Origin of the sequence: Paenibacillus sp. Y5S-9 (assembly GCF_036894235.1) — a bacterium.
In the GTDB taxonomy this organism is placed as follows: Bacteria; Bacillota; Bacilli; order Paenibacillales; family Paenibacillaceae; genus Paenibacillus.
This window is the reverse complement of the sequence record NZ_CP145887.1, coordinates 4647206-4666921: the sequence shown is the minus strand read 5'-3', so window position 1 is coordinate 4666921 and position 19716 is coordinate 4647206. Positions and strand designations below refer to the sequence as shown.

Sequence of the window (19716 nt, the reverse complement as noted above, 5' to 3'; positions counted from 1 at the left end):
GGGCAGGATGTTTTTTGTGGATTTTTTAGAGGTTGTTCAAAACCCACTTATCGGTACTGAAAACCAGACTTTTTGAACTCGCAATTATAGAGGTTCATTTTCGGAAGCTGCCGGAACTGGACTTTTTTGTGATAGGAGGAAGGCTCCGAATGGAAGGAACAGAACATATGGTAAGGACAGATGCTTGTATCGTTCAGCGAGATTTTACAGTTTTGCTGGAAATTGGCCACCCCGGATTCGAAAGAGCAAGAGAGCAGCTTGGGATGTATTCAGAACTGGTTAAGACACCAGCAGCGTTTCATACCTACCGAATCACTCCGTTATCGCTCTGGAATGCGGCTGCGCTGGGATGGAATGCAGATCAAGTCATCGCAAGTCTGGAGCTGGTATCCCGCTGGAACGTGCCTGCTGCACTGATACAGGATGTTCGGAGAATCATGGATCAGTATGGCAAATTAAAGCTGCATTCCGAAGCAGATCACACCAGAATGCGTCTTTACAGTGAGGATGAGCGGTTGCTGGATGAATTAAGTGGATTGAAAACGATAGCTGCCTTTCGTATGGAACGTAAGGACGCTCATGAACTTCTGCTCCCAGGAGAACAGCGAGGGTTATTAAAAAGGGAATTAACACGATTGGGTTACCCTGTGCTTGATTACGTGGGGTATCGGGAGGGAACCAAACTTTCATTTGATTGGCGGTCTAATGATCCAGGGGACCACTCTGAGCGATTTGCGCTGCGTTCTTACCAGAGAGAGGCTGTGGAAGCATTCGAAGGCAGTGAGGGCATGGGAGGAAGCGGTTTACTCGTACTTCCTTGCGGGGCAGGAAAAACAGTCATTGGTATGGCCGTGCTGGAGCGGCTTCAATGTGAATGCCTTATTTTGACGTCCAATACAACGTCTGTGCGACAGTGGATTCAAGAAATTCAAGACAAAACCACGATTACCAGTGAACAGATTGGTGAGTATTCCGGTCAGAAAAAACAGGTGAAACCTGTGACTGTAGCTACATATCAGATTCTTACACATCGGAAATCAAAGGATGCTGATTTTACCCACATCAAACTGCTCAGTGAGCGGCAATGGGGGCTGATCATATATGATGAAGTACATTTGCTGCCAGCACCAGTGTTTCGTGCAACTGCGGATATTCAAGCTACGCGAAGGCTGGGATTGACGGCCACCTTGGTTCGAGAGGATGGCTGTGAACAGGATGTTTTCTCGCTGATTGGTCCGAAGCTCTATGATATGCCGTGGAAACAACTGGAGCAGCAAGGGTGGATTGCGGATGTACAATGTCAGGAGATACGTATCCCGTTTTCCCCGGAACTAAGATCGAATTATCTGCAAGCAGAGGTTAAGCACCAATTTCGATTGGCTGCCGAGAATCCGGCGAAGGTGCGTGTAGTCAAGCGTTTGCTGGAACTTCATCGGGATTTGCCTGCGCTAGTGATTGGACAATATCTGGATCAACTCGAGTTGATTGCCCGGGAAATTGAAGCACCTTTGATCTCGGGAACCATGTCACAGCAAGAGCGAATCAAGTGGTTTGCCGCTTTTCGACGTGGAGAGATTAAAACGATTGTGGTATCCAAGGTTGCCAATTTTGCTGTGGATTTGCCTGATGCTGCTGTTGCGCTCGAGATATCCGGGAGTTTCGGGTCAAGGCAGGAAGAGGCACAGCGTTTGGGGAGAATTCTGAGACCAAAAGCTGGAGAAAACAAAGCCTATTTCTATGCGCTGGTATCAGAGGATAGTAAGGAACAGGAGTTTGCATTAAACCGTCAGATGTTCTTGGTGGAGCAGGGATATGAATATGCCATCGTTCATGAGAACGAATAGTCCATTTATACTCGCGCAAACAGGAGGGATTGGATATGTCTTTATTTGAACCAATAGATGAGCAGGTGGTACTGAACCTTGATTCATGGTCAAAGCTTGCTTTGGTGGAACAAAAAGTGCTTGGTGCAATTTTTCACAAACATGCCGGTCAGCCTTTTTCTTCCCTCCTGCCGCGAGAACAGTGGGCCATCGAAGGACTAAGTGTCGCAGAAGCCAATTCTTCATTCGCCAACCTTAGGCAGCAAAGATGGATTGAATCTGTATATAAGAGTTGGGGGGAGCGATTATTCTATATTCCTGCTTCGCTGATGGAGACATTGACGATTGCTTACGCACAAAGAGTGGGTATAACTGTTGAAAAGATGGCACAGCATGGTCATGTACTTCAGGAAGGAAAGCCGGATATTGCTGCAGAGCTGCTTCATCTGATCGCGTGGATCGAAAGAGAAGGACTTCCTTTAACAGGGAAGGGCACTATACATAAGAAAAGTGTTCAAAAGTTAAGTGTAATCACGGTATTATCTTCGACAGACTTTGATGGTTTGGGCATCCGATATGAACATTCGGATCTGTATCCGACCCACGTAGCTATTCTTCTCGATCTACTGCTCAGTCTGAATCTCGTTCAGAAGTCAGATGGCCGAATTCAGATTGTAGATCATCGATTACAAAAATGGTTGAAGCTCTCGTGGAGACATATGCATCGGGAAATATATCAAGCGTGTATGGAAAGATACGGAGAAGCTGAACCCGTGTTGCAGCATTTCCGTTATCAATTGGCAGTGTTTGCTCCCGAAAAGAATATATGGTGCCATATAGAGAATTCGGAATTGACACCACGGGTCAGGGGCTGGCTCTACGCACTGGCTGGCTGGGGTTATGGTGAAGTAGGAGAAGATCAGTCCGGAGAGCTGGCATTCCGCTGGTTGATCGAACCACAGAGCCTGTTAAATCGGGAACATGAGATGGTAAGTGAGACGGAGCCGTGTGGATTCTATATCCAGCCTGATTTTGAAATGTTGGTGCCACCGGACGCAGGGCCTGATGTGATCTGGATGCTGGAGCAATGCGCAGAACGGGTGACGCGTGATCGAATGTCGATCTACCGCATGACAAGAGAACGATTCATTTCGGCCATAGCCAGCGGGTATGGATTACCTGCAGTGATAGAGTTTCTGGATCAATATGCGCTGACAGGTATACCGGAGAATGTACGGATTGCGTTAGCAGATTGGGGCAAGGAGACGGATGCTGCACCATTGACTGTATATAGAAGTATGGAGGTAATGGAGGGAAGTACAGGCTCCGCAGATGATCCGAAGTTATTAGAAAAAGATATGTTTAGCGGTGTATATTCTTCTTTCTACACTCCCGATAATCAAGGTCTGGTTGATGTCCCTGCTTCTCTGCATGGGTTGGAGCATGATCATTCTGTCATTGAGAAGAAGTTCTCTCTGTTGGGATTTGAGGAGATACCGGAGAACTGGTACAAGGAGTGGCGTCGATATCATAGTTCAACCGCACGACAGATTGCTGCCAAAGCCATTGAGTGGCAGACAAAGCTGGGGATACAACAGGAAAATCGTACGCAATACCTCATTCCACATCAGGTAGAGGGTCATGAACAATGGACTTTAAGCGGTTGGTGCATGTTGGATTCAAGTGAAAATACATCAGAGACGGAATGGCGTACATTCTCCCCGTCAGAGTGGGATACAATGCGTCTTATCCTGCCAGATGATGTCATAACCTGACTATTTCACGTGAATATCAGGTTGAAAGGCGAATTTTCGAGTTCCCCCTATTTCTAATTGCAGGAAAAACTCTTCTTAACTATTCATGGATATGCTATGATGAGGTAGTCTACGTTAAGTAGAACTTTATATATAGATAGGATGAATATTTCATGAGCGTAGCGGAAATGAACACGGTCGATATGGCCCAAGTGTTAACGGGCGCATATGAACTGGGCGACATGATTAACCAATCTGCCGAAGTATCGGATTATTTATATTGGAAGCAGCAAGTCGAGACTACCCCTGAGATTCAGATGGGGATTCGGAAGCTGAATGCCAAGAAGGAATTGTTTGAAGAAACACAGCGTTTCGGTCATTTTCACCCGGATTATCATGCAGCAAAAGACCAGGTGAAGGCTCTGGAACAGGAGTTGGAAAATTTCGAGGCGGTAATTCGCTTCAAACAGGCAGAGAAGTCCCTAGATGATATGTTATTCCAGATGTCAGAGACCATTGCATTTGCAGTGTCAACGACCATTAAAGTACCGAGCAATGACCCGAATCCGAAGGGCGGCTGCGGTAGTGGCGGCAAGTGTGGTTGCAGTTAAGTAATCATTATAGAAGGGCGGGGAACGATGATGTTTGCGGAAAGGACAGGATTCATTATTTGGGTCAGTGATTTGAAGGCTGCCCGTAATCTCGAAAAATATGGCACCGTGCATTATATCTCCCGCCGTATGCATTATGTGGTCATGTATGTTAATGCAGAACGGGCAGATGATACGATGAAAAATGTGAAGCGGCTTTCCTATGTGCGCAAGATCGAACGCTCGTATCGTAATGAGATCAAAACCGAGTATGCCAGCAAAACGATGGACAAAACGAGCTTTTACGGAATATAGAAGAGAAACTGGAGGGACCCTTTGGGGTCGCTCTTTTCTTGAATTAAACACAAATTGGCTATTGTGAAAAAAAGTTAAACTTACGCCTTGAGGTTGCGGGACTAATGTTGTAATATATTTGGTAATAAATAGATAGAAAGTCCTATCTGGTGGAGAGTGATTCCCATGCGTGATAAGGTGATGCAACGTTGGAGCACCTACGAGCCGTTTTTCGTGGCTCTTGGAGACAAGAAAGTGGCCGACATCGTCATTACCCATCATGCCAAGATGCGGTATGCAGACCGTATTGAGCCTGCACGTAGTGATGATGACCATATTGCGGCGTGGTTATGGGAGTGTCTGAAGCAGGACCGTATAACACCATACTACCGTAATGAACAGGACGTCTACCTGATTGATGAGGATCTGGTGGTGGTCGCCGAATTTTCCGAACTTGAAGGAGAATATGATATTGCGGGCAACCCGCTGCACAAAATGATTGTAGTTACGTTTCTGGGACGTATGTCGGAGACCATTGAATTAAGGGACCTGAAGTCATATTATTCATGGTTAAGACATTCAAGAAGAATGACGCTGGTCAAAAATAGCCGTAAGCATAAGTAAGCCTGAGTAGATTCAATATGTTGAAATCATAGATTCAAGTATTATCGCATGCAGACAAGCTGCATGCTTTTTTTGTTGCCAAGCGGGAAATCGGCTACAATGTAGAGAGTGTAATCGAAGAGGGGCGAAGATATGAATTTTCACCAATTGCATATTTTTTATACGGTAGCAGAGAAGGGGAGTTTCTCAGCTGCTGCACAAGCATTACATATGACTCAACCGGCAGTAACGATGCAGATTCAATCATTGGAGGACTATTTTGGGACCAAGTTACTGCATCGTTCCACCAAAAAAATAGAATTGTCCGAGGCGGGCCGGACTTTATTGCCTCATGCGAAACGGAGTGTAGAGCTGGTCAGACAGACGGACGAAGCGATGTCGGCGTTTACTCAGATGTTACAAGGTCGACTCCAGCTGGGAGCCAGTTTAACGATCGGGGAATATGTGCTTCCGCGCATGCTCGGACCATTTGCGCTTCAATATCCGGATATTTCAATCGTCATGAAAGTGATGAATACAACGCAAATTATGGATGATATATTAAAGCACCAGCTTAATTTTGGTCTGATTGAAGCGCCAGTGCACCACCCGGACATGATTGTAGAGCCTGTCATGCAGGACGAGCTGAAACTGATTGTACCTGCCGGGCATGATCTGGCTAAGCGTAGCAAAGTGAATATTGAGGATGTCATGAATTATCCTTTTGTGCTGCGTGAGAAGGGCTCGGGTACTCGTCAGGTGATGGAAGACCAATTGCAAAAGAAAAAGATTGATCCACAGGATATGAATGTTGTAATGGAACTTGGCAGTACAGGAGCGGTAAAATCAGCCGTGGAGGCAGGGGTAGGTATTACGATGTTATCTCCTTCTTCGGTGCAGCATGAACTGGCTCTGGGACTCGTTCATATTGTGGATATCCGCGGACTCGAATTCAAAAGGCAGTTCTATGCCATCCATCTAAAATCGTCCTTGTTGCCCCTGTCAGCAGTCGCTTTCCTGAATTATCTGCGTCAGCAGGAGCAGCCTGTGTCGGTTCATAAGACGGGGAAAGCATAATAGTTGGCAACATCAATGATAGATAAGAGTGAATCATAATCAATTTTACACAAAGGAGCTGTTGTTCATGGATCAGCGCCAAGGACGCTGTGATCTTCATATGCATAGTCAGGCTTCCGATGGAATCCAGCCACCTGCTGATAATGTGAAGCTTGCCAAACAAAAAGGGCTATCTGCGGTTGCCTTAACGGACCATGATACAGTAGCTGGTGTAGCAGAAGCACAGCAAGCGGGAAAAGAGTACGATATTGATGTTGTTGCCGGAGTGGAGATCAGCACTCGGGCTGGTGGAAAAGATATTCATGTGCTCGGGTATTATGTGAATACGGAGGATGAGCATTTCCTGCAACGGTTGCGCGGATTACGAGAAGCGCGAGATGAGCGGAATCATCTGATTATCGCCAAGCTTCAGGAACTCGGGCTTGATATAAGCTGGCAGGAGGTACTGGATGAGCTGGGACGACCGTTAGAGCCGGATGAGAGTATTGGCAGACCTCATATGGCCGATGTGCTGGTGAAGAAGGGATACGCTGTTGACATGCGGGATGCATTTGATCGGTATCTTGCTGAAGGCAAGCCAGGCTTCGTATCTGTACCCCGCGTTGCACCCGAGGATGCGTGCGAGTGGATCAGAGCCGCAGGTGGGGCCGCTGTGATTGCGCATCCGGGTCTCTATAACGATGATGAATTGGTGCGACGTATCATCGAAGACTCTCGTCCAGATGGCATTGAGGTGTTTCATTCGGACCATGGCCCGGAAGAGGAACGCAGGTATGGTAAGCTGGCCAAGGAATACGATCTAATTGAAACAGGTGGATCTGATTATCATGGCAAACGGCAAGGTGTTGTTTTCCACGGAGATCTTGGTAGCAAGACCGTGACGGTTGATGTGTTGGAAAGGCTGAAGGCAGCTGCTTCACAGCAAAAAGTAGAGTAAGCGAGACGTTGCAACGCTCTATCTGACTATAATACATTCTGTATTACTGGGATGCATTTTAAGTAAAAGTAGTAAAGGACATGCAAACATGATAGGGCTGAACCTTCATGTTTGCATGTCCTTTTTTTGTGCTCAAAAGAGTCTACGTAATCGAATAATTTACCCAATCGCCACGTGTAGCCCCAAGACGCTCGAATAATTGCTGTGCCCGCTCATTGGTCACTGCTGTGATCCAGGACATATAAGCACAGCCATGATCACGCGTATACTGCTGACAGTGTGCAAATAATTTGGCTTCTGCTTCGCCCTCTCTGAATGTTTCCGTAACAAATAGGTCATTCATGATGGCAACACGCTCTGCTTTCATCGTGCTGTATGTAAAGAACAGGGTGGAAAATCCGATAAGCTCCCCATCCTGTTCTGCCACGAATTGAGCACCGATCTGCTGATTAAGCAGGTTGTTGATCAGAAGCTGGATGGATTGATCACCAGGCCAAGGGTTGTTGTAGAATCCCACCACATAGTCATGCATTAATGCCATCAGGGGTTTCAGATCATCAGGTTGCGTTTCTCTGATATGTATGGTCATGATACACTTCCTTTAACTATAAATTTTATTCATCACAATTGAATTATTATACATATAAATGAATTAATATTCAATAAAATGATAAATAATCTGAGCTTCACATATCATTGAAACAAGTAATGCAACACAAAAATCCCCTGAACCGTTAATGGTCAGGGGATTCTGTCTTTGTTACTTTTACATCTATATAATTTGAACTAATCATTTACACGATAACGGAGAGGACAGAAAAAACCTGAAAAAGCGAAGCGTGCGCCTTTATCACCGGATTTTCCCTTGAGAAAAGGGAATCAAAAAATCTGGGGATAACAGCGATTGGAAGGTTGTTCTGTCATCGTAGTGTCAGTGTAAATAATCTTTAGTTCAACTTATATATACTATCCATTTTTAATCGTGGATGGCAGACTTTTGATCAATTCATCATTTGGCGTGACAAACAAGGTTTTCTGATGATCATAGATGACAAAACCTGGCTTTGCACCACTTGGTTTGCGCACATGACGGATAAACGTGTAATCCACAGGCACACTGCTGGACTCCTTGGCTTGGCTGAAATAGGCAGCAAGCTGTGCTGCTTCTTCCAATGTAGCTTCACCAAAGTCCGTACTGCGAATAACGACATGTGAACCTGGAATGTCTTTGGTATGCAGCCAAGTGTCGTTGGAAGAAGCGAGACGGTTAGTCACGTACTCGTTCTGCAGGTTGTTTTTGCCCACAAGAATATCGATTCCCTCAGAGGAGGTGAACTGGTGTACGGTCGGACGGTCACTTTTCTTCTTCTTTTTACCTTTTTTATTACGGTCTCGAAGGTATCCTTGCTGCACAAGCTCATCCCGTATTTCCTCAATATCGTTCATGGATGCAATGGATAGCTGCTGTAACAGGTTATCGAGATAGTTAATTTCGTCTTTGGTTTTGCTAAGCTGCTCATGAATGACAGCCAAACTGTTCTTGTATTTGTTATACCGCTTGAAATAACGTTGTGCGTTGTCAGACGGTGTGAGCAGTGGATCAAGCTGAATGGTAATGTTGGCTTGGTCTTCATCGTAGAAGTTCACAAGCTCCACGCTCTTGTCCCCTTTGTAAACCTGATGCAGAGAGGCAAACAACAACTCACCCCATAGTCTGAACTTGTCCGCATCGTCCGCTTCCAGAAGATCCTTGTTCAGGTTGTCCAGCTTTTTGATGTTCTTGCTTCGCTCATTCTGTAGAAAACGGAGCAGATCACTTACTCTCTGTTTAACCGTGTCCCGTTCAGCCTTGTCTCCGTAATAATCTTCCATGCATTTGCTCATCGTGTCATAGGTTTTCTCCAAGTCCTGAATGCTCTGAAGATGAACGGCCGAGAAAATCATTTTGCCTTTGGCGTTCATTCCGGTTACAGGAGTATAGAGATGATCTCTGACAGGTCCCATCACAGCTTCAAAAGCGTTCCAGAGTGCACCAGCCTCAACTCGGCTCTCACCCTCCGCCACAGCCTGAGTGCTCGCTGTGCCTTCAGCAGCAATCTCACGAGCAGCAATCTCTCCCGCAATTAACGGGCTAAGACCGCTAAAGGAGTTCACAAGCCAGCGTGATGCCTCTTCCTCAGCGGCATGATAGCTGTCCTCGAATGCTGTACGACTCACTTCGAGCGGATTACTTTTATGTTGCTCGGGTGGGGCAGTATACGCGAATCCAGGCATGATTACCCGGTAGCTACTGATGGAAGGAGTCACATGATGAATGCCATCCAGAATCGTTCCAGTTACGGGATCAAGCAAAATAATATTACTGTGACGCCCCATCAATTCAATGATGATCCGTTTAACCGAAACATCCCCCAGTTCGTCGCGCTGGCGCACATTGATGTGGATAATACGCTCCATGCCAATCTGACGGATCTCCTCAATGATTGCACCTTCACAGTGCTTGCGGAGCAGCATGCAGAACATGGGTGCTTCCGTAGGGTTAAGGAATGTCTTTTCCGTAAAATGCACACGGGGATAGGTTGGGCTTGCCGAAACAAGCAATTTACTATTTCCGCGCTGAGCACGCAGTGTGAGAACTACGTCATGGCCATTCGGCTGATGGATTTTGCTGATACGTCCACCAATGCAGCCTTGCAGTTCATGAACAATGGCCCGTGTTACGATGCCGTCCAATGCCATTTTTTCCACTTCCTCTCTCTATCGAGCATCTGCATTTATCATGGCAAATGCTTCATCTATATAACTGAAACGTGCAACCAGGTATGTAAAAAAACAAGGACTGGCTGCAGATTCTTCGTTGCTTTCCTGTTGAACGCTGGAATTGGTACTGCGCAGAACATCGCAGACTTTTATTTTAGCCTATTCTGTCCATCAGGGAAAGGATTCACCTTCCGGGTGCTAATCACAGACCTGTCCGAATACATATAGAGCAGGTAGTTTGTCCGGCATAGTGTACAGCCTGTCGACCAGCACGCCGGTGAAACATGTGAGCTTATTTAGCAGATGAAATACAGACTGGGAGGGAAACTTGAAGCATGGAACATACCAAGTGGCATCAACTTAGTGATGAAGAGCTTCGTAACACTCTTGGCGTCAGCCCGCAGGAAGGATTGACGGATGAAGCTGTAGCAGAGAAGAGGAAAGTGGTCGGTTCGAATGAGCTGAGCGAGGGGAAACGCATTTCTCCAATTACATTGCTCTTGAATCAGTTCAAGGATTTTATGGTGCTGGTGTTGATGGGAGCAACGTTGGTATCCGGATTGCTGGGTGAGTACCTGGATGCGGTAACGATTGTAGCTATTATCGTACTGAATGCGATTCTGGGGTTTGTACAGGAATTCCGGGCTGAACGATCTCTTCGTGCATTGAAACAGTTGTCTGCACCTCTTGCCAAAGTGCTTCGTTCAGGCCAGGAAGTACACCTTGCCGCCAAACAACTTGTCCCCGGGGATATTGTCATGGTGGAGAGTGGGGACCGCATACCCGCTGATGTGCGCTGGCTGCAAACGAACAGTCTGGATGTGGAGGAGTCAGCCCTCACCGGCGAATCGGTTCCCGTAAGCAAACATTGCCTTCCGATTGCCGATGAGGATGTTCCGCTTGGTGATCAGAAGAATATTGGTTTTATGGGTACCATGGTCACTCGTGGTACCGCCAAAGGTGTGGTTATCCGTACGGGGATGGAGACAGAGATGGGCAAAATCGCCGATCTGATCCAGAATACGGAGGAGCAGGAAACACCGTTACAGCACAGGCTGGAACAACTGGGCAAAATTCTGATTTTTGTCGCATTGGGATTAACCATTATGGTTGTCGTCGCCGGGATATTGCACGGACAACCAGCCGTTGGCATGTTTCTGGCAGGGGTCAGTCTCGCGGTGGCTGCCATACCGGAGGGTCTGCCGGCCATTGTAACCATTGCACTCGCACTTGGCGTGCAGCGAATGATCAAACGTAAAGCCATTGTACGCAAACTGCCTTCTGTCGAAACCCTTGGCTGTGCATCCGTAATCTGTTCGGATAAGACAGGCACGCTCACTCAAAACAAGATGACGGTAACGGATGTGTGGCTGGAGGGACGCAGCATCAAGGTTACCGGAGATGGTTATGCACCTGAAGGGCAGATGCTGGAGAACGGTCGAACGGTGGAATTGAAGAGTGATCAATCCCTACGCAGAATGCTCCAGATCAGCGCACTTTGCAACAATGCCAGTATTGTTGAGAGTGTTGCAAGCGAGGTGGGGAGCAAGAAAAAGGGCAAGGATAATAAAAAGGACGGCAAGAAAAACACGAAAAAAGGTGATCTCCAAGAAGAAACGGTCAAGCGAGACAATGTATTCTGGGAGCTGAAAGGTGATCCGACGGAAGGGGCACTGGTCACACTGGCCTCCAAAATGGGGCTTACTCCTGCCGGACTCAAAGAGTTGTATGCCCGCCAGCAGGAATTCCCGTTTGATTCGGAGCGGAAACGCATGTCGGTCCTGGTTCATCATCAGGGGGGCCGAATGATCTACACCAAAGGTGCACCGGATGTGTTAATCGGACACTGTAGTTATATTTTGTGGGAAGGTAAGGTCGTGCCTTTCACTGGAACACTGCGACAGAAAGTGATGGCAGCTAACGAGAGCATGGCTGGAGCAGCACTGCGTGTCCTCGGAATGGCCTACCGTGAAGTGCGGCCGGAAGAAAAAGTGGCTGACGAACACGCCGCCGAAAGTCAACTTGTCTTCGTAGGACTTGCAGGTATGATAGATCCACCGCGTCGTGAAGTGCGAGATGCAATTGCCACATGCCGCAAAGCGGGCATTCGTACCGTCATGATCACAGGTGATCATGGAACAACGGCAGAAGCCATTGCTCATCAGCTGGGGATTCTTCCCCGCGGAGGCGCGTCGTTAAGTGGTCAACAACTGGCAGGCATGACAGACGAGCAACTGGATAAACAGGTAGAGGGCATCTACGTGTTCTCAAGGGTATCTCCAGAACACAAGCTTCGCATCGTAAAATCGTTACAGCGCAAAGGGCATGTCGTCGCCATGACAGGAGATGGAGTCAATGATGCTCCAGCCATTAAAGCGGCAGACATCGGGATTGCGATGGGTATTACGGGTACAGATGTCACGAAGGAAGCTTCGGCGCTGATTCTGAGTGATGATAACTTCTCAACCATTGTGGCTGCCATTGAAGAAGGCCGTAATATTTATGAGAACATCCGCAAGTTTATCCGTTATTTGCTGGCATCGAACGTAGGCGAGATTCTAACAATGTTTTTTGCGATGATGATGGGCTTGCCCCTGCCACTCGTACCGATTCAGATTCTGTGGGTTAACCTGGTCACGGATGGATTACCTGCCATGGCGCTTGGGGTAGATCAGCCTGAAAAAGATTTGATGGAACACAAACCCCGCGGCGCCAAGGAAAATATTTTTGCGCGGAGACTGGGTTGGAAAATCGTCAGCCGGGGTGTCTTGATTGGATTATGTACACTTGGGGCCTTCTGGCTTACCCTTCAGGCTTCACCGGATAACCCGGGTCAACTGATTAAGGCACAGTCTGTTGCTTTCGCTACACTCGTTTTGGCGCAACTTATTCATGTCTTTGACTGCCGTAGTTCGCGGTCGATCTTCCATCGGAACCCACTACAGAACAAATATCTGGTTCTTGCCGTGATTTCATCGGTTGTACTGATGCTGGTTGTGATGTACGTTGAACCGTTGCAGCCGATCTTCAAAACCGTACCTCTAGGATTACGTGAATGGGCGATCTGTATCGTTGCCGCAGGTATCCCGACGTTCCTTATGGGCGCAGGCAGCGTGTGGGGTGGTCGTCGTAACCGCCGTCGCATGGGTGGTTCTGGCCGCTTCGTACCGAAAAGTACAAAGTTTTCGGCATAAAATCAATAGCTTTTCCTGATCCATTTCGGTATGCTATCCTCAAAATGATTCGAAGCGGAAGCTTTGGCATTTTGCAGGATAGCTTTTTTTGTGTAAATGTTGAATATGAATTTCTATGGTAATCCTGTAGAAGAGCAAGAATATAGCTTTGGCAGCAGACTGCCAAAAGGAGTGGGCAAGATTATGGAATTCACGAAAATGCATGGACTTGGTAACGATTTTATCGTTGTATTTGGTGAGAAGGAGCTTCCGGTAGATGCAGCAGAATTGGCTGTGAAATGGTGCAACCGTTTCTTCGGCATCGGTGCGGATGGCCTGGTTTATATACTGCCTTCGGAGAAGGCGGACTTTCAGATGCGCATTATGAATTCGGATGGTTCGGAAGCAGAGCAGTGTGGCAATGCCATTCGCTGTGTATCCAAATATGTATACGATCATGGTCATGTCAGCCAGGAGCAGATTACCATTGAAACGATTGGGGCAGGCGTACAACCTGTAAGTCTCAACATTCGTGATGGTAAAGTGGAAACGGTTCGTGTCGATATGGGTGAGCCGATCTTGAACGGTCTTCAAGTACCGACAACGGTGGATGCGAATCCCGTGGTTGATCACCACATTGAAGCGAATGGACATGCGTTCAAATTCACTGCGGTATCCATGGGTAACCCGCATGCGGTCATCTACGTTGATGATGCTGTGAATTTTGACCTCACAACTTGGGGCCCACTTCTTGAAGTACATCCGATGTTCCCGAAAAAAATCAATGTGGAATTCGCCACAGTTCGTGACCGTGGATATGTGGACATGCGTGTATGGGAACGCGGAGCTGGTCCAACACTTGCTTGCGGAACCGGAGCTTGTGCAACACTGGTATCTTCTGTCCTGAATGGACATACAGATCGTACAGCCATCATCAGCCTCAAGGGTGGAGATCTTCACATTGAGTGGAATGAAGCTGACAATCATGTGTACATGACCGGACCTGCTGAAGTTGTTTTTAAGGGAATCACTTCATAAAAAGTGGAAGGTTTAACCAAAGAGGCCTGAGGGCCTCTTTTTTTGTCAAAAAGGACAGGTCGTGTCTCCTGTACAGAGACATATTGGGGGCTGTATGGCAAGAAAGTCCATATGAGCTGGATACTCATCAAAAACCTGTGTTTTTCTTCGTTTTTTAGCGTTTTTTGTGTTACATTAGTATGTAAATGATCACAGCTAGGCGGGGGGAAATGGGATGAAGGCGGATTTGCGCAAAGTTATGCAGGAACGGGTTCTCGTTGGAGATGGGGCCATGGGAACATTTCTGTACCAAATGGGGTTCCCGGTAGGGATTTCATATGAAGAATTAAATTTGATTTCACCTGAAGTGGTGGCGGATGTACATCGCCGTTATCGGGATGCAGGTACAGAAATATTCGAAACAAATACGTATTCTGCCAATTACGACAAGTTGTCCAAGTTCGGTCTGGAGTCCAAGGTGGAGGACGTGAACCGTGCAGGTGTACGCATTGCCAAAGAGGTAGCCGGAGATACCGGTTATGTGCTTGGTGCAGTTGGTTCCATTCGAGGTGGCAAGCGGACGAACGTGTCAACGAGTGAACTGAAACGCTTTTATCAACAACAGATCTCTGCACTGCTTGATGAAGGCGTGGATGGCATTTTGCTTGAGACCTTCTATGATATCGAGGAAATGGATATTGCCCTTTTGCAAGCGCGCAAGCTAAGTGATCTGCCCGTGATTGGACAGTTCGCGGTAGAGGATGTAGGACACACACTGGACGGATATACAATGCCTGAAGCCTTCCGTATTATGCGGGAGCAGGGTGCGGACGTCATTGGTTTTAACTGTCGCTCAGGTCCAAACGGGATTATGCGTGCCATGGAAACCGTCTCCGGACGTATTGGTATTCCAATGTCCGTCTACCCGAACGCGGGTGCCGCAGATTATGTGGATGGTCAGTTCCGTTATGGTGCGACTCCGGAGTACTTTGGTCAGACGGCAGTGCAATTTGCTGAACTGGGTGCTCGTATTATCGGTGGTTGCTGTGGTACGACACCTGATCATATTACCGCTATGAAAGAGGCGCTTGCTGACTATGTGCCTTCGCCCATTCTGGAGCCTGATCCGTCAGAATCCAAACCGCGCATCGTGTTGCATGAAAATGTGGATGAGCGTTCCGGACGTGGAGGACAGCCTACAATCGTTGATCTGGTCAAGCAGCGTCACACGGTCATTGTTGAACTTGACCCGCCACGTGACTTGGACATTGCCAAGTTCATGAAGGGTGCCGAGACACTGAAAGCAGCAGGAGCCGATGCCCTGACACTGGCCGATAACTCACTCGCGGTTACACGGATGAGCAACATGGCGCTGGGTCACCTCGTTCAGGATCGCACGGGTCTTCGTCCACTTGTGCATATTGCCTGCCGTGACCGGAATCTGATTGGAACACAGTCACACATGATGGGTTTTGATGCTCTGGGCATTAATCATGTACTGGCTGTAACAGGAGATCCTGCAAGATTTGGTGATTTGCCGGGTTCAAGCTCGGTATACGATCTGACTTCTTTTGAAATCATACGCATGATCAAACAGTTGAACGATGGAGTGGCTTTCTCAGGTAAACCGCTGAAGCAAAGAGCTGGTTTTGTAATTGGAGCGGCATTTAATCCTAATGTGAAATATTTGGAGAAAGCTGTACAACGTCTGGAGAAGAAAATTGCCTCTGGCGCTGATTACATCATGACACAACCGATCTATGATCCTGAGTTGATTGTAGCAATGCACGAAGCGACCAAACATCTGGATGTGCCCATTTTTGTAGGTGTAATGCCGCTGGCGAGTGGACGGAATGCAGAGTATCTGCACAACGAGGTTCCCGGAATTCAGCTCTCGGATGAAGTGCGTTCCCGTATGGCAGGTCTGGAAGGCGAAGAAGGCCGTGCGATGGGGGTGAAAATTGCCAAGGAATTGCTGGACGTAGCAACAGCGCATTTCAAAGGCATCTATCTTATGACACCGTTTATGTTCTACGGCATGACGGCCGAACTGACTCAATACGTATGGGAGAAGTCGGAGCATCAATGTCCTACTTGTTTCAACCCTAATAATCAATTACAATAGTAAAACGGATGTGATGCCGATGTCATTCAGTATGACCGGATACGGTCAATCCGCCTTTCATTTTGGCGGCTATAAGGTACAATTAGAGATCAAATCTGTTAATCATCGTTACTGCGAAGTGATGATGCGTCTGCCAAGAGAGTGGACGTATTATGAAGATGGTTTGAGGAAGATCGTACAGAGTCGTTTGAAACGTGGGCGGATTGATGTTTATGTAATGAAAGAAAAAGAGGAAGACCAGGCTCTTCCCGCTGTTCTGAATGAACAGACGGTCAGGGCCTATCTGCAGGCTGCAGAGCAACTGGAGACCCAATATGGAATGCAGGGCAAACCAAGTATTGTGGATATGCTTGGGCTGCCGGACGTCATGGTTCATTCAGATGGGACAAGTTCCATTCCTGAAGAGCAGAAGGACGAATGGGAGCGAGTTTTGCAGGAAGGATTGAAAGAGGCTCTGTCCAGCCTTGAACAGATGCGCGCTCGCGAGGGTCTTCATCTGGCCAGTGATCTGGAACGGAGGATTACCCGTCTGGAGTCACTGCATACCGAGATGCTTGATCTTGCACCGACTGTGGTAAGTGATTACCGCAACAAGCTAAGACAGAGGCTTACGGAAATGCAGGAAGAAGGCTCTTTCCCTTTTGATGAGCATAAATTGGGTATGGAAATTGCAATGTTTGCCGATCGTTCTAACATAGAAGAGGAGCTTACGCGTCTACAGAGTCACTTTGGACAGAGCAGGGAACTGCTGAAGAGTGATGAGCCCGTAGGTCGTAAGTTGGACTTTCTAATTCAAGAGATGAATCGGGAAGTCAATACGATTGGATCAAAAGCCAACCATTTGGCTCTGGTGAATCGTGTTGTCGAGATGAAGGCGGAGCTGGAGAAGATTCGTGAGCAAGCTGCGAATATCGAATGAACGGCCACATTTCGGCAAAAGAGTCGCATGTATAGGGGGAAGAACCTGATTATGGCAATCAAACTCATTAACATTGGATTCGGTAACATCGTATCGGCGAACCGGATTATATCCATCGTGAGTCCGGAATCGGCGCCGATCAAGAGAATTATACAAGAGGCAAGAGATCGTCACATGCTGATTGATGCAACGTACGGAAGACGTACTCGTGCCGTAATTATTACGGATAGCGATCATGTCATTCTGTCTGCGGTTCAGCCTGAGACGGTCGCCCATCGTCTTTCTTCGAAAGATGATGATAACGACGAATAAAATGGAGTGTAATATGTCTAAGGGATTACTGGTAGTGTTGTCCGGCCCATCTGGGGTCGGGAAGGGTACTGTATGCAGCGCTTTGCGCAAACGGGTGCCGGAATTGATCTATTCCGTATCGGCGACAACCCGTCAGCCTCGTCTTGGTGAAGAACATGGTGTGAACTATTTCTTCAGAAGTCATGAAGAGTTCCAGAACATGATTGCTGAAGATCAATTGTTGGAACATGCGGAGTATGTTGGTAATTATTACGGAACACCGCGTGATTTTGTAGAGAAAACGATTAACGAAGGCCGCGACATCATTCTGGAGATTGAGGTTCAAGGCGCGTTAAAAGTGAAAGAGAAATTCCCGGAAGGCATCTTTGTTTTCCTGCTTCCTCCTTCATTGGACGAGCTGAAAGATCGCATTCAGGGCCGTGGTACCGAAAGCCAAGCGACCATTGATCACCGGATGTCCGTGGCGGTTGATGAAATCAGTCTGCTGGAGCAGTATGATTATGCTGTTGTTAATGATGAAATTGATTTGGCGTGCAAGAGAATAGAAAGCATCATAATCGCCGAACATTGTAAGATCAATAAATAATCCCTTTTGCCGCTGCAGAATGCGATATAAGTGGGGCAGTTGTCATATCATATACTGAAGCACTCCTTCTCGGAATGCCCGGGTGTGAAGACATGCCACATCAGTTCTGTCAGGCGGCAACTTGTGATTATACTAATGCGAAGAGGTGTTTGTTAATATGCTGTATCCTTCTATTGATGAAATGATGAACAAAGTCGACAGCAAGTATTCCCTTGTTGTTGCTGCTTCCCGCCGGGCTAGACAGCTACGTGAAGGTGAAAAATCGGATTTAAGAGGTGCGAGATCCCATAAACAAGTTGGCGTTGCACTGGAAGAAATCTATGGAGACCTGCTCGTTGTCATCAAAGGACAGGACGAAGAAGAAGAGTAAGCCGCCTGCGGCTGCTCTTCAACTGCATACGGCGTAAGCCGGATTAATTGACAACCGCGAGGTTGTTATTTTTTTACGAATAAGCATATTTTAACGGAATCTTACTTAGACGTCGTATAAATATCGGGGGAAATAAACATGTTGAACGGTAAAAAAATCGTGCTTGGTGTGACTGGCGGCATAGCCGCTTACAAAGCGGCAACATTATGCAGCAGACTGGTACAAAAGGGAGCGGACGTTCATGTAATTATGACAGCTTCCGCTACACAGTTTATTACCGAATTGACGCTGCAAACGTTGACCCGAAACACCGTATATACCGATACATTTGATGAGCGTGAACCAGCAGTTGTATCTCATATTCATCTGGCCGATCTGGCGGATCTTGTTCTGGTTGCTCCGGCAACAGCCAATGTGATTGCCAAGATGGCGCATGGCATGGCAGATGATATGCTCTCAACAACTCTTCTTGCGACGACAGCCCCTGTCATGATTGCTCCAGCGATGAATGTACATATGTATGATCATCCAGCTGTAAAGCATAATATGAACCTGCTTGTTGAACGGGGCGCCATGATGATTGAACCGGGTGAAGGTTTGCTTGCGTGTGGATATGTGGGCAAGGGACGTCTGGAAGAACCGGAGAGCATTGTGGATGTGGTGGAACGTTTCTTTGAACAGCGCGAGTCTGCAGACATTAGCCAGCAGGGACAAGCTTCATTGTTACAAGGCAAGAAGGTTGTTGTTACGGCTGGAGGTACGATTGAGCGCATTGACCCAGTACGATACATTACGAACGATTCATCTGGCAAAATGGGATTTGCCATAGCTGCAGCTGCGCGTGATCTGGGGGCGGATGTGAAATTGGTTATGGGCAATACCCAAGCCAAGCCACCGGAGAACGTTGAGTTGATTTCTGTACAGTCTGCACAGGATATGTATGAAGCCGTAACACGCGAGTGGGACGATGCTGATATCGTAGTTAAGGCTGCGGCAGTTGCCGATTATCGTCCAAAGGAAGTTTATACCGAGAAGATCAAGAAGAAAGGCGACACATTGTCGCTCGAACTTGTTAAAAATATAGATATTCTTGAAACGCTGGGCAAACAGAAGACCCATCAGTTTTTGATTGGTTTTGCTGCGGAGACTCAGTCGGTTGAGATGTATGCACGTGAGAAATTGGAACGGAAAAACTGTGATCTGATCGTAGCCAATGATGTAACCCGCACGGGTGCAGGATTTGGAACAGACACCAACGCGGTACATATCTATGACCGGGAAGGTTTGGTGGAGGAGCTTCCAGTGTTGGCCAAGGACGATGTGGCTCATCGGTTGCTCCGGATTGCGGCGGAGCGCATTGCCGGGAGGAATTAGGA

General features: G+C 47.3%; 17 protein-coding genes. 15 read left to right on the top strand and 2 right to left on the bottom strand.

Features of this window, described 5'->3' with window-relative positions:
- The first annotated feature begins 149 nt into the window (after window positions 1-149).
- The 7 genes from V6669_RS20565 to V6669_RS20535 all read left to right on the top strand — a co-directional run bounded on the left by V6669_RS20565 (window position 150) and on the right by V6669_RS20535 (window position 7078).
- The gene (locus V6669_RS20565; protein WP_338587871.1) at window positions 150-1844 is read left to right on the top strand and encodes a DNA repair helicase XPB; all 1695 of its coding nucleotides are present in this window, start codon (window positions 150-152) and stop codon (window positions 1842-1844) included.
- A 35-nt stretch (window positions 1845-1879) separates the two neighbouring features.
- Window positions 1880-3598 (top strand): helicase-associated domain-containing protein, encoded by a 1719-nt coding sequence (locus V6669_RS20560; protein ID WP_338587870.1) that lies wholly within the window; start codon window positions 1880-1882, stop codon window positions 3596-3598.
- A gap of 152 nt (window positions 3599-3750) precedes the next feature.
- Complete coding sequence (locus V6669_RS20555; protein WP_036614642.1) at window positions 3751-4188, top strand: YlbF family regulator; 438 nt, start codon at window positions 3751-3753, stop codon at window positions 4186-4188.
- A 30-nt stretch (window positions 4189-4218) separates the two neighbouring features.
- The gene (locus V6669_RS20550; protein WP_026080981.1) at window positions 4219-4482 is read left to right on the top strand and encodes a YlbG family protein; all 264 of its coding nucleotides are present in this window, start codon (window positions 4219-4221) and stop codon (window positions 4480-4482) included.
- Between the two features lie 165 nt (window positions 4483-4647).
- The gene (locus V6669_RS20545) at window positions 4648-5085 is read left to right on the top strand and encodes a hypothetical protein (protein WP_017687436.1); all 438 of its coding nucleotides are present in this window, start codon (window positions 4648-4650) and stop codon (window positions 5083-5085) included.
- Window positions 5086-5217: 132 nt separating this feature from the next.
- Window positions 5218-6141, top strand: coding sequence for a selenium metabolism-associated LysR family transcriptional regulator (locus tag V6669_RS20540; protein ID WP_338587868.1), 924 nt, complete (start codon window positions 5218-5220; stop codon window positions 6139-6141).
- Window positions 6142-6208: 67 nt separating this feature from the next.
- Complete coding sequence (locus V6669_RS20535) at window positions 6209-7078, top strand: PHP domain-containing protein (protein ID WP_338587867.1); 870 nt, start codon at window positions 6209-6211, stop codon at window positions 7076-7078.
- Between the two features lie 142 nt (window positions 7079-7220).
- Here V6669_RS20535 and V6669_RS20530 read toward each other — a convergent pair whose 3' ends face one another.
- Together V6669_RS20530 and V6669_RS20525 are read right to left on the bottom strand one after the other, a co-directional pair.
- Window positions 7221-7667, bottom strand: coding sequence for a GNAT family N-acetyltransferase (locus V6669_RS20530; RefSeq protein ID WP_338587866.1), 447 nt, complete (start codon window positions 7665-7667; stop codon window positions 7221-7223).
- A gap of 377 nt (window positions 7668-8044) precedes the next feature.
- Complete coding sequence (locus tag V6669_RS20525; RefSeq protein WP_338587865.1) at window positions 8045-9817, bottom strand: NFACT RNA binding domain-containing protein; 1773 nt, start codon at window positions 9815-9817, stop codon at window positions 8045-8047.
- Between the two features lie 356 nt (window positions 9818-10173).
- Between V6669_RS20525 and V6669_RS20520 the strand changes: the two genes are divergently transcribed.
- The 8 genes from V6669_RS20520 to coaBC all read left to right on the top strand — a co-directional run bounded on the left by V6669_RS20520 (window position 10174) and on the right by coaBC (window position 19714).
- Complete coding sequence (locus tag V6669_RS20520) at window positions 10174-13032, top strand: cation-translocating P-type ATPase (protein WP_338587864.1); 2859 nt, start codon at window positions 10174-10176, stop codon at window positions 13030-13032.
- Between the two features lie 183 nt (window positions 13033-13215).
- The gene (dapF, locus tag V6669_RS20515; protein WP_338587863.1) at window positions 13216-14049 is read left to right on the top strand and encodes a diaminopimelate epimerase; all 834 of its coding nucleotides are present in this window, start codon (window positions 13216-13218) and stop codon (window positions 14047-14049) included.
- 214 nt (window positions 14050-14263) lie between these two features.
- Entirely contained in the window at window positions 14264-16153 is a 1890-nt protein-coding gene (locus V6669_RS20510; RefSeq protein ID WP_017687443.1) for a bifunctional homocysteine S-methyltransferase/methylenetetrahydrofolate reductase, read from the top strand.
- 19 nt (window positions 16154-16172) lie between these two features.
- Window positions 16173-17072 (top strand): YicC/YloC family endoribonuclease, encoded by a 900-nt coding sequence (locus tag V6669_RS20505; protein WP_076211386.1) that lies wholly within the window; start codon window positions 16173-16175, stop codon window positions 17070-17072.
- Between the two features lie 51 nt (window positions 17073-17123).
- Window positions 17124-17384, top strand: a complete 261-nt coding sequence (locus V6669_RS20500) for a DUF370 domain-containing protein (RefSeq protein WP_006209218.1) — start codon at window positions 17124-17126, stop codon at window positions 17382-17384.
- A 13-nt stretch (window positions 17385-17397) separates the two neighbouring features.
- Window positions 17398-17970, top strand: a complete 573-nt coding sequence (gene gmk / locus V6669_RS20495; protein ID WP_017687445.1) for a guanylate kinase — start codon at window positions 17398-17400, stop codon at window positions 17968-17970.
- A gap of 157 nt (window positions 17971-18127) precedes the next feature.
- A complete protein-coding gene (gene rpoZ / locus V6669_RS20490; RefSeq protein ID WP_091028645.1) occupies window positions 18128-18340 on the top strand; it encodes a DNA-directed RNA polymerase subunit omega in 213 nt (70 codons plus the stop codon).
- A gap of 138 nt (window positions 18341-18478) precedes the next feature.
- Window positions 18479-19714: a bifunctional phosphopantothenoylcysteine decarboxylase/phosphopantothenate--cysteine ligase CoaBC gene (coaBC, locus tag V6669_RS20485; RefSeq protein ID WP_338587862.1), complete on the top strand. Its 1236-nt coding sequence runs from the start codon at window positions 18479-18481 to the stop codon at window positions 19712-19714.
- Window positions 19715-19716: the final 2 nt, after the last annotated feature.

What these genes read in the sequence shown, in the direction of transcription:
- V6669_RS20565 (WP_338587871.1), top strand. Translation starts at nt 150, where the DNA reads ATGGAAGGAACAGAACATATGGTAAGGACAGATGCTTGTATCGTTCAG.
- V6669_RS20560 (WP_338587870.1), top strand. Translation starts at nt 1,880, where the DNA reads ATGTCTTTATTTGAACCAATAGATGAGCAGGTGGTACTGAACCTTGAT.
- V6669_RS20555 (WP_036614642.1), top strand. Translation starts at nt 3,751, where the DNA reads ATGAGCGTAGCGGAAATGAACACGGTCGATATGGCCCAAGTGTTAACG.
- V6669_RS20550 (WP_026080981.1), top strand. Translation starts at nt 4,219, where the DNA reads ATGTTTGCGGAAAGGACAGGATTCATTATTTGGGTCAGTGATTTGAAG.
- V6669_RS20545 (WP_017687436.1), top strand. Translation starts at nt 4,648, where the DNA reads ATGCGTGATAAGGTGATGCAACGTTGGAGCACCTACGAGCCGTTTTTC.
- V6669_RS20540 (WP_338587868.1), top strand. Translation starts at nt 5,218, where the DNA reads ATGAATTTTCACCAATTGCATATTTTTTATACGGTAGCAGAGAAGGGG.
- V6669_RS20535 (WP_338587867.1), top strand. Translation starts at nt 6,209, where the DNA reads ATGGATCAGCGCCAAGGACGCTGTGATCTTCATATGCATAGTCAGGCT.
- V6669_RS20530 (WP_338587866.1), bottom strand. Translation starts at nt 7,667, where the DNA reads ATGACCATACATATCAGAGAAACGCAACCTGATGATCTGAAACCCCTG.
- V6669_RS20525 (WP_338587865.1), bottom strand. Translation starts at nt 9,817, where the DNA reads ATGGCATTGGACGGCATCGTAACACGGGCCATTGTTCATGAACTGCAA.
- V6669_RS20520 (WP_338587864.1), top strand. Translation starts at nt 10,174, where the DNA reads ATGGAACATACCAAGTGGCATCAACTTAGTGATGAAGAGCTTCGTAAC.
- dapF (WP_338587863.1), top strand. Translation starts at nt 13,216, where the DNA reads ATGGAATTCACGAAAATGCATGGACTTGGTAACGATTTTATCGTTGTA.
- V6669_RS20510 (WP_017687443.1), top strand. Translation starts at nt 14,264, where the DNA reads ATGAAGGCGGATTTGCGCAAAGTTATGCAGGAACGGGTTCTCGTTGGA.
- V6669_RS20505 (WP_076211386.1), top strand. Translation starts at nt 16,173, where the DNA reads ATGTCATTCAGTATGACCGGATACGGTCAATCCGCCTTTCATTTTGGC.
- V6669_RS20500 (WP_006209218.1), top strand. Translation starts at nt 17,124, where the DNA reads ATGGCAATCAAACTCATTAACATTGGATTCGGTAACATCGTATCGGCG.
- gmk (WP_017687445.1), top strand. Translation starts at nt 17,398, where the DNA reads ATGTCTAAGGGATTACTGGTAGTGTTGTCCGGCCCATCTGGGGTCGGG.
- rpoZ (WP_091028645.1), top strand. Translation starts at nt 18,128, where the DNA reads ATGCTGTATCCTTCTATTGATGAAATGATGAACAAAGTCGACAGCAAG.
- coaBC (WP_338587862.1), top strand. Translation starts at nt 18,479, where the DNA reads ATGTTGAACGGTAAAAAAATCGTGCTTGGTGTGACTGGCGGCATAGCC.